The 13,463-nt window shown below is 60.7% G+C and carries 10 protein-coding genes and 1 rRNA gene; 8 read left to right on the top strand and 3 right to left on the bottom strand.

Annotated elements, in window-relative coordinates; all coding sequences use genetic code 11:
• Window positions 1-34 precede the first annotated feature (34 nt).
• From mprA to emrB, 4 genes are read left to right on the top strand one after another with little or no spacing between them, the layout of a single operon-like run.
• On the top strand, window positions 35-553 hold the full coding sequence (gene mprA, locus ACJ8J1_RS00055) for a transcriptional repressor MprA (protein ID WP_004928879.1): 519 nt from the start codon (window positions 35-37) through the stop codon (window positions 551-553).
• A gap of 28 nt (window positions 554-581) precedes the next feature.
• On the top strand, window positions 582-2,033 hold the full coding sequence (locus ACJ8J1_RS00050) for an efflux transporter outer membrane subunit (protein WP_033644165.1): 1,452 nt from the start codon (window positions 582-584) through the stop codon (window positions 2,031-2,033).
• A 23-nt stretch (window positions 2,034-2,056) separates the two neighbouring features.
• Window positions 2,057-3,229: a multidrug efflux MFS transporter periplasmic adaptor subunit EmrA gene (gene emrA / locus ACJ8J1_RS00045; RefSeq protein ID WP_016929855.1), complete on the top strand. Its 1,173-nt coding sequence runs from the start codon at window positions 2,057-2,059 to the stop codon at window positions 3,227-3,229.
• A gap of 17 nt (window positions 3,230-3,246) precedes the next feature.
• Window positions 3,247-4,785 carry a multidrug efflux MFS transporter permease subunit EmrB gene (gene emrB / locus ACJ8J1_RS00040; RefSeq protein ID WP_033644166.1) on the top strand — a complete coding sequence of 513 codons (1,539 nt, stop codon included), beginning with the start codon at window positions 3,247-3,249 and terminating at the stop codon, window positions 4,783-4,785.
• 60 nt (window positions 4,786-4,845) lie between these two features.
• Here the strand turns inward: emrB and ACJ8J1_RS00035 are convergent, their stop codons facing one another.
• Window positions 4,846-5,934, bottom strand: a complete 1,089-nt coding sequence (locus tag ACJ8J1_RS00035) for a tRNA/rRNA methyltransferase (protein ID WP_033644167.1) — start codon at window positions 5,932-5,934, stop codon at window positions 4,846-4,848.
• Window positions 5,935-6,141: 207 nt separating this feature from the next.
• Here ACJ8J1_RS00035 and trxC point away from each other — a divergent pair, with 207 nt between their 5' ends.
• From trxC to pssA, 4 genes are all read left to right on the top strand, one after another.
• On the top strand, window positions 6,142-6,561 hold the full coding sequence (trxC, locus tag ACJ8J1_RS00030) for a thioredoxin TrxC (RefSeq protein WP_004928868.1): 420 nt from the start codon (window positions 6,142-6,144) through the stop codon (window positions 6,559-6,561).
• 114 nt (window positions 6,562-6,675) lie between these two features.
• Window positions 6,676-7,365, top strand: a complete 690-nt coding sequence (locus ACJ8J1_RS00025) for a tRNA-uridine aminocarboxypropyltransferase (protein WP_033644168.1) — start codon at window positions 6,676-6,678, stop codon at window positions 7,363-7,365.
• A 48-nt stretch (window positions 7,366-7,413) separates the two neighbouring features.
• Complete coding sequence (locus ACJ8J1_RS00020; RefSeq protein WP_033644169.1) at window positions 7,414-10,062, top strand: bifunctional acetate--CoA ligase family protein/GNAT family N-acetyltransferase; 2,649 nt, start codon at window positions 7,414-7,416, stop codon at window positions 10,060-10,062.
• A 152-nt stretch (window positions 10,063-10,214) separates the two neighbouring features.
• Complete coding sequence (gene pssA / locus ACJ8J1_RS00015) at window positions 10,215-11,570, top strand: CDP-diacylglycerol--serine O-phosphatidyltransferase (RefSeq protein ID WP_033644170.1); 1,356 nt, start codon at window positions 10,215-10,217, stop codon at window positions 11,568-11,570.
• Between the two features lie 36 nt (window positions 11,571-11,606).
• Here pssA and ACJ8J1_RS00010 read toward each other — a convergent pair whose 3' ends face one another.
• Both ACJ8J1_RS00010 and rrf read right to left on the bottom strand, forming a co-directional pair.
• Window positions 11,607-12,917 (bottom strand): MFS family transporter, encoded by a 1,311-nt coding sequence (locus ACJ8J1_RS00010; RefSeq protein WP_033644171.1) that lies wholly within the window; start codon window positions 12,915-12,917, stop codon window positions 11,607-11,609.
• Window positions 12,918-13,356: 439 nt separating this feature from the next.
• Window positions 13,357-13,463: ribosomal RNA gene (gene rrf / locus ACJ8J1_RS00005) — 5S ribosomal RNA — on the bottom strand; the annotation flags it as partial.

Here is a 13,463-nt window from a genome sequence, read left to right as displayed (position 1 = left end):
ACTATCTCGAACGAAATTAATGAGGCCCTAAATTATGGAAAGCTCGTTTGCCCCCATAGAACAAATGCTGAATTTCCGCGCCACGCGGCAGAAAGATTTCCCTTATCAGGAAATCCTGCTGACCCGTCTGTGCATGCACATGCAAGGCAAGCTGCTGGAAAATCGCAATAAGATGCTGAAAGCGCAGGGGATTAACGAAACACTGTTTATGGCGCTGATTACCCTGGATGCGCAGGAAAGCCACAGCATCCAACCTTCTGAGCTAAGCTCTGCCCTGGGCTCCTCGCGCACCAATGCGACCCGCATCGCCGACGAGCTGGAGAAGCGCGGCTGGATCGAGCGCCGGGAAAGCGACAACGATCGCCGCTGCCTGCATCTGCATCTGACGCCGCAGGGGGAAGAATTTCTCAGTCAACTGCTGCCGCCGCAGCACCAATGTCTGCATTTCCTGTGGTCCACGCTGACCGACGATGAGCAAAAACAGCTGGAACAGCTGACGCGCAAATTGCTGGCACGTCTGGATCAAATGGAAATCACAGAACAGTTACCCTAATTCACAATTTCTGTTCAGGTACCTACTTATGCGATCCCCATTTCACTGGAGATTCACCCCGCTGTTCGCCGTGTTGCTGCTGGCCGGGTGTGCTTCTACCGATAATATTGCCCCGCAATCCACGCTGATGGATCCGCAGAGCCTGCAGTTGGCTCAGCCGAAAGTCAGTTCGCTGGCCGTCAGCCCGCAGTGGTGGCGCGCCCTCAAGGATCCGCAGCTGGACGCCTTGATGACGCAAACGCTGCAAAGTTCGCCGACCCTGCGTCAGGCCGCCGCCCGCGTGCGCGAAGCGCAGAGCGTGGTAGGCGAAGCCAACGCCGCCAACGGGCCGAACCTGGATCTGAACGCCAGTACCCAGCGTCAGCGCGTGCCGCAGAACGTCAATATGGGGCTGGGGTATCCGCATAAGCCGATCTATTCAAGCTCCAACTCGCTGGGGTTGAACCTGGCGTACGAGTTCGACTGGTGGGGCAAATACCGCAACCAGGTGAACGCCGCCAAGGCGCAAGTGAACGCAGCGCGCGCCGAGCAGGAACAGGCGGCGCTGACGCTGACCAGCTCGGTGGCGTCCGCCTATTATCAGCTGCAGAGCAATCTCGCGCTCGAGAAGCTGCTGCAGCAGGAAGTGAACAACAACGAGCGCCTGACCGCGCTGCGCCAACAGCGCTATCAGGCCGGCCTGACCGGCGTCGACGTGCCGCAACAAACCCAGGCGCAGTCCGACGTCGCCAAACAGCAGATTCTGCAGCTGCAGTCGCAAATCGAACAGCTCAGACACCAGCTCGCCGCGCTGGCGGGCCAGGGGCCGAACGCCATGCAGCACCTGCGTCAGGTGCCGCTACCTGCAGACAACCTGATGGCGCCGCAGGGCGAACTGACGGCGGATCTGCTGGGCAAACGCCCGGACATCGCCGCGCAACGCCAGCTGGTGGAGTCTTACAGCCAGCGCGTCAGCGCCGCGCGTAAAGAGTTTTACCCCAGCCTGACCATTTCAGCCTTCGCTGGCCTGATGACCACCAATACCAGTGGCACCAGCCCGAATCTGTTTGAAGCGGCCAGCCAGGCCTGGAACGTGATGCCGGCGATCTCGCTGCCGATCTTCCACGCCGGGGCCCTGCGCAGCAAGCTGGGCGAGGAATCCGCGCTGTATGACGAAGCGGTGGAATCCTACAACCAAACCATCCTGAATGCGGTACAGGAAACCGCCGACGCCATCACCATCCAGCAGAGCTCTGCACAACAGCAGCTGCAGGCGGCGTCCGCGGCCCAGTCGATGCAACAGGTGTATCAGGTCGCCAACGCCCGTTACCAGGCAGGGATTATCGGGCGCGACGATCTGTTGACCAGCCAGACGCAGCTATTGCAGCAGCAACAGGCGGAGTTGAATGCCAGCAGCAATTTACTGCAGGCGAAGATAGGACTGATCCGCGCGTTGGGCGGTGGCTATCAGGCCCCGGCCGCAGCGGATTCGAAAGCATAATAATATAAGGTTTGGAGAACACCATGAGCGCAAGCGCGGAAACCCAAAACCCGCAGCAGCCGAGCGGCAAAAAGAAGCAGCGCAAATTTTGGCTGCTGTTGCTGACGGTTATTTTCATTGTTATAGGGGTGGCTTATTTAGTGTATTGGTTCCTGGTGCTGCGTCATCACCAGGAAACCGACGACGCCTACGTCTCCGGCAACCAGGTGCAGATCATGGCCCAGGTGTCCGGCAGCGTGAACAGCGTCAACTTCGACAACACCGACTACGTCAAGCAGGGCGACGTGCTGCTGACGCTCGATCCGACCGATGCCGAGCAGGCGTTTGAACGCGCCAAAACCGGCCTGGCCAACAGCGTGCGTCAGACCCACCAGCTGATCATCAACAGTAAGCAGTATCAGGCCAACATCGCCTTGCGCAAGACCGATCTGAGCAAGGCCGAGAACGATCTGAAACGTCGCGTGGTGCTGGGCAGCGTTGACGCCATCGGCCGCGAAGAGCTGCAACACGCTCGCGATGCGGTCGACAGCGCCAAAGCCGCGCTGGAAGTGGCGGTGCAGCAATACAACGCCAACCAGGCGATGGTGCTGAACACCCCGCTGGAACAGCAGCCGGCGATCCAGCAAGCCGCCGCGCAGATGCGCGACGCCTGGCTGGCGCTGCAGCGTACCAAAGTGATCAGCCCGATTACCGGCTATGTCTCGCGCCGCAGCGTGCAGGTCGGCGCGCAGATCGCCGCCGGTTCGCCGCTGATGGCGGTAGTGCCGGCCGATCACATCTGGGTTGACGCCAACTTCAAGGAAACGCAAATCGCCAATATGCGCATCGGCCAGCCGGCGACGGTGGTCAGCGACGTCTACGGCGACGACGTGGTGTATCAAGGCAAAGTGGTCGGTATCGACATGGGCACCGGCAGCGCCTTCTCGCTGCTGCCGGCCCAGAACGCCACCGGCAACTGGATCAAGGTGGTGCAACGTCTGCCGGTGCGTATTGAGCTCGACGCCAAGCAGGTGGCCGATCATCCGCTGCGCATCGGTCTTTCGACGCTGGTGACCGTCGACACCGCCAACCTGGACGGCCGCGTGCTGTCTGACGTGGTGCGCGACAAACCGCTGTATCAGAGCGACGCGCTGGCGTTGAATCTGGCGCCGGTTAACCAGCTGATCGCCGACGTGATCCATGCGAACGCCGGCTAAGCGCGCGGGAGGCCATCTTGCCACAGAAACCGCTTGAAGGCGCCCAGCTTGCCTGGATGACGGTCGCGCTCGCCATGGCGACCTTCATGCAGGTGCTGGACTCCACCATCGCCAACGTGGCGATCCCCACCATTGCCGGTAACCTCGGGTCTTCCAACTCGCAGGGCACCTGGGTGATCACCTCGTTCGGCGTGGCGAACGCCATCTCGATCCCGATCACCGGCTGGCTGGCGAAGCGCATCGGCGAAGTGCGGCTGTTCCTCTGGTCCACCGCGCTGTTCGTTCTCGCCTCCTGGCTGTGCGGCATCTCCAACAGCCTCGGCATGCTGATCTTCTTCCGCGTGATCCAGGGCGTGGTGGCCGGGCCGCTGATCCCGCTGTCGCAGAGCCTGTTGCTGAACAACTACCCGCCCGCCAAGCGAGCGATGGCCCTGGCGCTCTGGTCGATGACCGTGATCGTCGCGCCGATCTTCGGGCCAATTCTCGGCGGTTACATCAGCGACAACTACCACTGGGGTTGGATCTTCTTCATCAACATCCCGATCGGCGCCTTCGTTATCCTGGCGGCGATGGCGACGCTGAAGGGGCGAGAAACCAAAACCGAGATCAAGCCGATCGACACCGTCGGTCTGGTGCTGTTGATCGTCGGCATCGGTTCGCTGCAGGTGATGCTCGATCAGGGCAAGGAGCTGGACTGGTTCAACTCGACCGAGATCATCACCCTGACCGTCGTGGCGGTCGTGGCGCTGCTGTTCCTGGTGGTCTGGGAACTGACGGACGATCATCCGGTGGTGGATTTGTCGCTGTTCAAGTCGCGCAACTTTACCATCGGCTGTCTGTGCATCAGCCTGGCGTACATGCTGTATTTTGGCGCCATCGTTCTGCTGCCGCAGCTGCTGCAAGAGGTGTACGGCTATACCGCCACTTGGGCGGGGCTGGCGTCGGCGCCGGTCGGGCTGATCCCGGTGCTGCTGTCGCCGATCATCGGTAAGTTCGGCAACCGGCTCGACATGCGCAAGCTGGTGACTTTCAGCTTCATCATGTATGCCGTGTGCTTCTACTGGCGCGCCTATACGTTTGAACCGGGCATGGACTTCGGCGCTTCGGCCTGGCCGCAGTTCGTTCAAGGTTTCGCCATCGCCTGCTTCTTCATGCCGTTGACCACCATCACGCTGTCCGGCCTGCCGCCGGAACGCATGGCGGCGGCATCGAGCCTGTCGAACTTTACGCGAACCCTGGCAGGGTCGATCGGCACCTCTATCACCACCACCCTGTGGACGCAGCGCGAATCGCAGCATCACGCGCAGCTGACGGAGTTCGTCAACCCGTACAATCCGCAGTCGCAGGAGATGTACCGGCAGCTCGAGCAGCTCGGCATGAGCAAGCAGCAGGCGTCGGCCTACATCGCCAACGAGATCACGGCACAGGGGCTGATCATCTCCGCCAACGAGATTTTCTGGCTGTCGGCCGGGGTATTCCTGGTGCTGCTGGCGCTGGTGTGGGTAGCGAAACCGCCATTCAGCTCCGGCGGCGGCGGGGGCGGTGGCGCTCACTAAGCTTCAATAAACGAAACGGGCGCCCTGAGGCGCCCGTTTTTTTATTCGACGTAATGAAAATCACGCCTGATTCTGACGCCACCAGTCCGCCAGCAGAATGCCGGTCGCCACGGAAACATTCAGGCTTTCTACCTTGCCGGTGCCGCCGATAGACACGTTCATATCGCCCTGCTGCCAGGCGCTGTCGCTGAGGCCGTCGCGCTCCTGGCCAAGCACCAGCACCATCTTGGCCGGCAGCTTGGCCTGCGCCAGCGCGGTGCCTTTGTGGCTGGAGGTGGTGACGATGGTGTAACCCGCCTTGCGGAAGGTATCCAGCACCGACAGGAAATCATCGGCGTTGATCGCCTTGATGTGCTCCGCGCCGCCTTCTGCGGTACGCACCGCCGCGCCGGATTCCAGCAACGCCGGATCCTGCAGCAGCACGCCGTTGACGCCGAAGTGGGCGCACGAACGGACGATGGCGCCCAGGTTATGCGGGTTGCCGACTTCTTCCAGCGCCAATACGCAGTCGGTCGCCGGCGCAGTTTTCAGGTAGGTCTGCGCATCCAGGCCCTGACGCTTTTTGATCAGGAAGCAGACGCCGCCGTGGTGCTCGGTGCCGGAAGCCTTGGCCAGCTCTTCCTCATCCACCACGTGGTAGGCTTTGCGGTTAGCCGCCATCCAGCGCAGCGCTTCACGGAAGCGCGGCGTGACCGACTGCACGAACCAGGCGCGCACGATCGCTTCCGGACGGCTGGCGAACAGCGCCTGACAGGCGTTCTCACCGTAAACGCGGGTTTCTTCCGCGCGCTGGCGGCGCAGCTGTTCCGGATCGATAAAGCTTTTGCCGCTGATGCCGCCGTGATCGAACGCCGGCTCTTCACTCGGCGCGCGCGACACGGTTCTCCACGGCGACTCGTTGCCGCCGCGATCTTCAGAGCGCGCCGGACGGCGAGGACGATCGCTTTCACTGCGGCGGGAATCGGCTCCGCGACGGTCATTGCCGCCGCGCGCCTTGTCTTGACCGGTGCGGCCCGAGCGCGCACCGTCAGCCGGACGGCCTTTGCCGGCCGGACGTTTATTCTTGTTGCGGTCGTCGCCGTTGTCGTCGTCGCTGCGGACGTACATCACTTTGACCTTACCGTTCTTGCCACTAAATGAATCGTTCATTGTCTTCTCCACCAACGCGCAGGGCGCGAAGATTACCTGATGTTGGTGCATGAAGCCACCAACTTGCGCTAAAAGCTCCCAACTATCACATCCATTGAACAAACCTCATTGTTCATGCGCCGGGTTTTGCCGATAATCGTCAGCATTAAAGAAACATCTCCGCAACCGCGTTGCGGGGACCCGGCTTTCTCAGTACCCGAGGTCAACATGAATACAGTTTGTGCAGCTTGCAATGCCACCAACCGTGTGCCGGAAGAACGTCTGGCGGACAACGCGAAATGCGGCCGCTGCGGCCATGAGCTCTTCGACGGTGAAGTGATCAACGCCACCGCCGCCACGCTGGACCAGTTGCTGCAGGACGATCTGCCGGTCGTGGTCGATTTTTGGGCGCCGTGGTGCGGCCCGTGCCGCAGCTTTGCGCCGATCTTTGAAGACGTGGCCGAAGAGCGCGCCGGCAAAGTGCGCTTCGTGAAAGTGAACACCGAAGCCGAGCCGGAACTGAGCGCACGTTTCCGCATCCGCAGCATCCCGACCATCATGGTGTTCCGTCAGGGCAAGATGGTCGACATGCTCAACGGCGCGATGCCGAAGGCGCCGTTTGACAACTGGCTCAACGAGTTAGTGTGATTCGGCAAGTATAGGCCGTATCCCGCCATCGCGCGCGAACGCGCCCCGATCGAGCCCGCCCCTCCCGGCGGGCTTTTTTCTGCGTTACAATAGCGGTTTTTCCCCAGGATCGTTATGACCGACAACGCCGTACTTCGCCTGCGCCAATTCCGTTTAGACCGCGCCACCCGCCCCTTTCTGGCGCGCGGTTGCCGGGTGGCGCGTTGTCAGGGGTGCCTGCTGCCGCATAAGAACTGCCTGTGCGACACCATTCGCCCGCAGCAGGCCGGCAGCCGTTTCTGCCTGATCATGTTCGGCGCCGAGCCGCTCAAGCCCAGCAACACCGGGCGCCTGATCGCCGATATCCTGCCGGACACCCAGGCGTTCCTCTGGTCGCGTACCGAGGTCGATCCCGCCCTGCTGGCGGCCATCAACGATCCGACACGGCAGCCTTACGTGGTGTTCCCCGCATCCTACGCCGACGCCGAGCGGCCGGTGTTCAGCGAACTGCCCGTCGGCGGCAAACCGCCGCTGTTCATCATGCTGGACGGCACCTGGGCGGAAGCGCGCAAAATGTTCCGTAAAAGCCCGTATCTCAATAAATTCCCGGTGTTTTCACTCAACGTCGACGCCGCATCGGCCTACCAGCTGCGCGAAGCCAGCCGCGCCGAGCAACACTGCACGGCGGAAGTGGCCGCCGCCCTGCTGCAACAGGCGGGCGATATGCCGGCCGCTGACGGATTGAATCAGCATTTCCGCTATTTCCGTCAACAGTATCTGGCGGGAAAACCGACCCGACCGGAGGCACCGGTCACAGCAATGTAGCCATAAAGCGCCTAAAATCAGGCGTAACGTTGCCAAAAGGAGCCGTGCATGAGCCAGCGAGGGTTAGAAGCGCTACTACGTCCCAAATCGATCGCCGTGCTGGGCGCTTCGCAGCAGCCGGGCCGCGCCGGCAACCTGATGATGAGCAACCTGCTGGCCGGCGGTTTCGGCGGGCCCATCTTGCCGGTGACGCCGCGCTACAAGGCGGTATGCGGCGTCATGGCCTATCCCGACGTCGCCAGCCTGCCGCTGACGCCGGATCTGGCGATCATCTGCACCCACGCCAGCCGTAATCTGGCGCTGATTGAAGCGTTGGGCCAACGCGGCTGCAAAACCGCCATCGTGCTCTCTTCGCCGCCGGAACAGTTCGCCGAGCTCAAAGCCTGCGCGCAGCGTTACGCCATGCGGCTGCTGGGCCCCAACAGTCTGGGGCTGCTGGCGCCGTGGCAAGGCATCAACGCCAGCTTCTCGCCGGTGCCGATCCAAAAGGGCAAGCTGGCGTTTATCTCGCAGTCCGCCGCCGTCGCCAACACCATTCTCGACTGGGCACAGCAGCGCGAAGTCGGCTTCTCCTATTTCATCGCGCTGGGCGACAGCCTGGATATCGACGTCGACGACCTGCTCGACTTTCTGGCGCGCGACAGCAAGACCAGCGCCATCCTGCTGTATCTGGAAAACATCAGCGATGCGCGGCGCTTTCTCTCCGCCTCGCGCAGCGCCTCGCGCAACAAGCCCATTCTGGTGATCAAAAGCGGCCGTAGCCAACAGGCGCAATTACTGCTCAACAGCCAACTGGGGCTGGACGCCGCCTATGACGCCGCCATCCAGCGCGCCGGCCTGCTGCGCGTCCAGGATACCCATGAGCTGTTCTCGGCGGTGGAAACCCTCAGCCATATGCATCCGCTGCGCGGCGAACGGCTGATGATCGTCAGCAATGGGGCGGCGCCGGCGGCGATGGCCTTGGACGAACTGCTCGGCCGCAACGGCAAGCTGGCGACGCTGAGCGAGGAGAGCCTGGCGACGCTGAGCGACGCGCTGCCGGACTTCATTCGCGCCGGCAACCCGCTCGACCTGCGCGACGACGCCACGCCGCAGCGTTATCTGGCGGCTCTCGAAGCGCTGCTCGACAGCCACGACTATGACGCGCTGCTGCTGATCCACGCGCCGAGCGCCGCTGCGCCCGGCACCGCCACGGCGCAGCGGCTGATCGACGCGCTGCATCGCCATGCGCGCGGCAAGCGCATCACGCTGCTGACCAACTGGTGCGGCGAATACTCTTCGCAAGAGGCACGCCGGCTGTTTACCGAGGCCGCCATTCCGACTTACCGCACGCCGGAAGGCGCTGTGACCGCTTTTATGCATATGGTGGAATACCGCCGCAACCAGAAGCAGCTGAAGGAGACGCCGGCGCTGCCGGTCGGCCTGACCGCCAATACCGCCGACGCTCACCGCCTGATCCATCAGGCGCTGGCCGAAGGCGCCACCCAGTTGGATACCCACGAGGTGCAATCCATTCTGCAGGCTTATGACCTGAGCACCCTGCCGACCTGGATCGCCGAAGACAGCGCCGAAGCGGTGCACATCGCCGAGCAGATCGGCTACCCGGTAGCGCTGAAGCTGCGCTCGCCGGATATCCCGCACAAGTCGGAAGTTCAGGGCGTGATGCTCTACCTGCGCACCGCGACCGAAGTGCAGCGCGCGGCGGAGGCGATCCTCGACCGCGTGAAGCGTACCTATCCTCAGGCGCGCATCCACGGCCTGTTGGTGCAGAGCATGGCCAACCGCGCCGGCGCCCAGGAGCTGCGCATCGCCGTGGAGCAGGATGCCATTTTCGGCCCGTTGATCATGCTGGGTGAAGGCGGCGTAGAGTGGCGCCAGGAAAATCAGGTCGCGGTCGCGCTGCCGCCGTTGAATATGGCGCTGGCGCGTTATCTGGTGCTGCAGGCGGTGAAAGGCGGCAAGATCCGCGGGCGCAGCGCACTGCGGCCTTTAGATATCCCCGGGCTGAGCCGCTTGCTGGTGCAGGTTTCCAACCTGATCCTTGACTGCCCTGAGATCGCCCGACTGGATATTCATCCGGTGCTGGCTTCCGGCAGCGAGTTCACCCTGCTGGACGTTTCGATGCAGCTCGCACCGTTCAGCGGCGATCCGCAGGCGCGGCTGGCGATTCGGCCTTATCCGCATGAGCTGGAAGAGACCATCGCGCTGAAAGACGGCAGCCAATGCCTGTTCCGCCCGATCCTGCCGGAAGACGAGCCGGCGCTGAAGCATTTCATCGACCGGGTGACCAAGGAAGACCTCTATTATCGCTACTTCAGCGAGATCAACGAGTTTACCCATGACGATTTGGCCAACATGACGCAGATCGACTACGATCGGGAAATGGCCTTTGTGGCGGTGCGGGCAGACGAGATTATCGGCGTGACCCGCGCGCTGTCCGATCCGGACAACACCGACGCCGAATTCGCCGTGCTGGTACGTTCCGACCTAAAAGGCGTGGGGCTCGGCCGCCAGCTGCTGGAGAAAATGATCGCCTATGCGCGCGCGCATGGCCTGACCCGCCTGAGCGGTATCACCATGCCGAATAACCGCGGCATGATCGCGCTGGCGCAGCGGTTGGGCTTTGGCATCGAGGTGCAGCTTGAGGACGGCATCGTCAATCTGACGCTGCCGCTGCAGGCCGACGACGCGCAGTGACCTGCGTCGCAATGCGCTACGAATCCACCACTTAACGCCAAAACATACGCACAATCGAGGCAACTAATGGTATTATCGCCCGATTATTCGGTTTATTGTTTTTAAGTCTGTGGCGTTCCGGCCATCAATCATGAGAGAAGAAGCGCACTGTGATGTTGTCAAAATTTAAACGTAGCAAACATCAACAACACCTTGCACAACTGCCCAAACTCCCCCAGACGGTTGCTGATGTTCGTACTCTGTACGCGCCGTCCGACTTTCGCGCCACGCTGCTGGATTCCATCGCCAACGCCACCCAACGTATCTATCTGGTGGCTCTGTATCTGGAGCATGACGACGCCGGGCGTGAGATCCTCAACGCGCTGTATCAAGCCAAACAGCGGCGGCCCGAGCTGGAAATCTGCGTGCTGGTCGACTGGCACCGCGCACAGCGCGGGCGCATCGGCGCCGCCGCCGCCAATACCAACGCCGACTGGTACTGCGCCATGGCCAGCCAGCATCCGGAACAATCGGTGCCGATCTACGGCGTACCGGTCAATACTCGCGAAGCGCTGGGCGTATTGCATCTGAAAGGTTTTGTGGTCGACGATACCGTTATCTACAGCGGCGCCAGCATCAACGACGTCTATCTGCATCAGCATGAGAAATACCGTTACGATCGCTACCAGTTGATCACCAACGGCGTGCTGGCCGATACCCTGATCGATTACATCAAGCAGCATCTGCTCACCGCCGGCGCCGTACAACGCCTGGATCGCAGCGATCGGCCGAAAAGCCCGGAGATCAAAAACGAAACCCGTCTGTTCCGTTTCGCCCTGCGCCGTGCCGGTTACCACTTCCGCGGCAAAGCTGGCAACGATGAGCTGGCGGTGACGCCGATGGTTGGGCTAGGCAAACAAAGCGTGCTGAATAAAACCATTCATCACCTGATGTCATGCACCGACCAGAAACTGACGCTGTGCACTCCCTATTTCAACCTGCCGGCGCTGCTGGTGCGCAACATCATTTATCTGCTGCGACAGGGCAAGCAGGTGGAAATCATCGTCGGCGATAAAACCGCCAACGATTTCTATATTCCGGAAGACCAGCCGTTCAAAATCATCGGCGCGCTGCCCTACCTGTATGAGATCAACCTGCGCCGCTTCCTGAGCCGGTTGCAGCGTTACATCGACACCGGCCAACTGATCGTGCGTTTGTGGAAGGATGGCGATAACAGCTATCACCTGAAAGGCATGTGGGTAGACGAAGAGTGGCAGCTGATTACCGGCAATAACCTCAACCCGCGCGCCTGGCGGCTGGATCTGGAAAACGCCATTCTGATCCACGATCCCAAGCAAGAGCTGCGCGAGCAACGGCAGAAAGAGCTGGAATGCATCCGTACTCATACCACTGTAGTCGGCCATTATCAGGAACTGCAAAGCATTCAGCAGTATCCGATCAAGGTGCGTAAGCTGATTCGGCGTCTGCGCCGTATCCGTATCGATCGGCTGATCAGCCGTATCCTGTAAGCGGTATGCTGACCCCGGCCAAGGCCGGGGTTTTTATTACAGCTGTATCTCCTTGCCTTTGCGATGCAACCGGAGCGAGACCAGCAGCGCCAGCAGGCACATGCCGGAGACATACCAGAAGAAAGCGTTCTCCACGCCAAACGATTTAAGCGACAGCGCGACATATTCCGCCGAGCCGCCGAACATGGCGTTCGCCACCGCATAAGACAAGCCCACCCCTAAAGCACGTACCTCCGGCGGGAACATTTCGGCTTTAAGCAGCCCGCTGATCGCGGTGTAAAAACTGATGATGAACAGCGCCAGCACGATCAGGCCAAACGCCATATAAGGATTACTCACCTCTTTCAGAGCGAACAGGATCGGCACCGTCAACACCGTGGCAAAGGCCGAGAAGATCAACATCGAGCTGCGACGGCCGATTTTGTCCGAAAACGCGCCTACCGCAGGCTGCAGCAGCATAAAGACGAACAGCGCGACGGTCATGATGGCGCTGGCCAGCTTGGCGTCCATACCGGCGGTATTCACCAGATATTTCTGCATGTAGGTGGTGAAGGTGTAGAAGGTCAGCGAACCGGCGGCGGTAAAGCCCAGCACCATCAGGAACGCCTTGCGATTTTTCCACAGGCCCGTCAGCGAACCGGCATCTTTGTGGTTACGCGTCTTCGCATCGGAGGTTTCATTCAGCGAACGGCGCAGGTACAGCGCAACTACCGCCAACACGGCCCCCAGGGCAAACGGAATGCGCCATCCCCAGGCTTTCAGCTCTTCGGCGGGCAATATCTGCTGCAGGATCACCAGGACCAGCAACGCCAACAGTTGCCCGCCGATCAGCGTCACGTACTGGAACGAGGCGTAAAAGCCGCGTCGCCCCTTGATCGCCACCTCGCTCATATAGGTCGCGCTGGTGCCGTATTCTCCCCCTACCGACAGCCCCTGGAACAGGCGGGCGATCAGCAGCAACGCCGGCGCCCAGCTGCCGATCGATTCATACGTCGGCAGGCAGGCGATCACCAGCGATCCGGCGCACATCATGCAGACTGAAAGCAGCATGGAGTTTTTTCGGCCATGCTTGTCGGCAATATAGCCGAACAGCCAACCGCCGATAGGTCGCATAAAGAAGCCGGCGGCGAAAACACCGGCGGTTTGCAGCAGCTGCGTGGTGCTGTTGCCCGCTGGAAAGAACGAGGCGGCAAAATAAATGGAACAGAAGGAGTAAACGTAAAAATCAAACCACTCCACCAGATTGCCTGATGAAGCCCCGACGATAGCGAAAATGCGTTTCTTGTTATCCAGCGCCCCCTGTTCGACGCCGTGCTCATCCCCAAGAGCCGATGTTGTTTCTGTCATGATGTATTCTCCGAGCCATAACAATGATGAAATTTGGCTTCCTGCCGCCCTGGTTGTTACTTTATTGTTATTTATAAGTTAACAGCCAAACTTAATAGCGGACGAAGAATATCTGACATTCAGAGAAACAATGCGTTGGTTTTGTGATGAATATTAAACAGTACGATGAAAGCTGAAGCGGATTACAACGGGGATTTTCCATTTTACGCACAGCAAAAATCCCTGAACGTCAGTTCAGGGCTTTCGGCTTTATTTGATGCCTGGCAGTGTCCTACACAATTCGTCTCATCCTGAGACTCTCCCCTCCGGGGCCGCCGCACGCGGCGTTAAGGCCCGTTCCCGACGGGCCTTTCGCATGCCCATGCTCGAGCAGAACGCCAGATAACAGACAAAACAAAAAGCCCCATGCTTTCGCATGAGGCTTTTTGCTTTGTTTGATGCCTGGCAGTGTCCTACTCTCGCATGGGGAGACCCCACACTACCATCGGCGCTACGGCGTTTCACTTCTGAGTTCGGCATGGGGTCAGGTGGGACCACCGCGCTATT

The sequence above is a fragment of the Serratia sp. CY37869 genome, from assembly GCF_052168895.1.
Taxonomy (GTDB): domain Bacteria; phylum Pseudomonadota; class Gammaproteobacteria; order Enterobacterales; family Enterobacteriaceae; genus Serratia; species Serratia ureilytica.
This window is presented reverse-complemented; position numbering and strand designations above follow the sequence as displayed.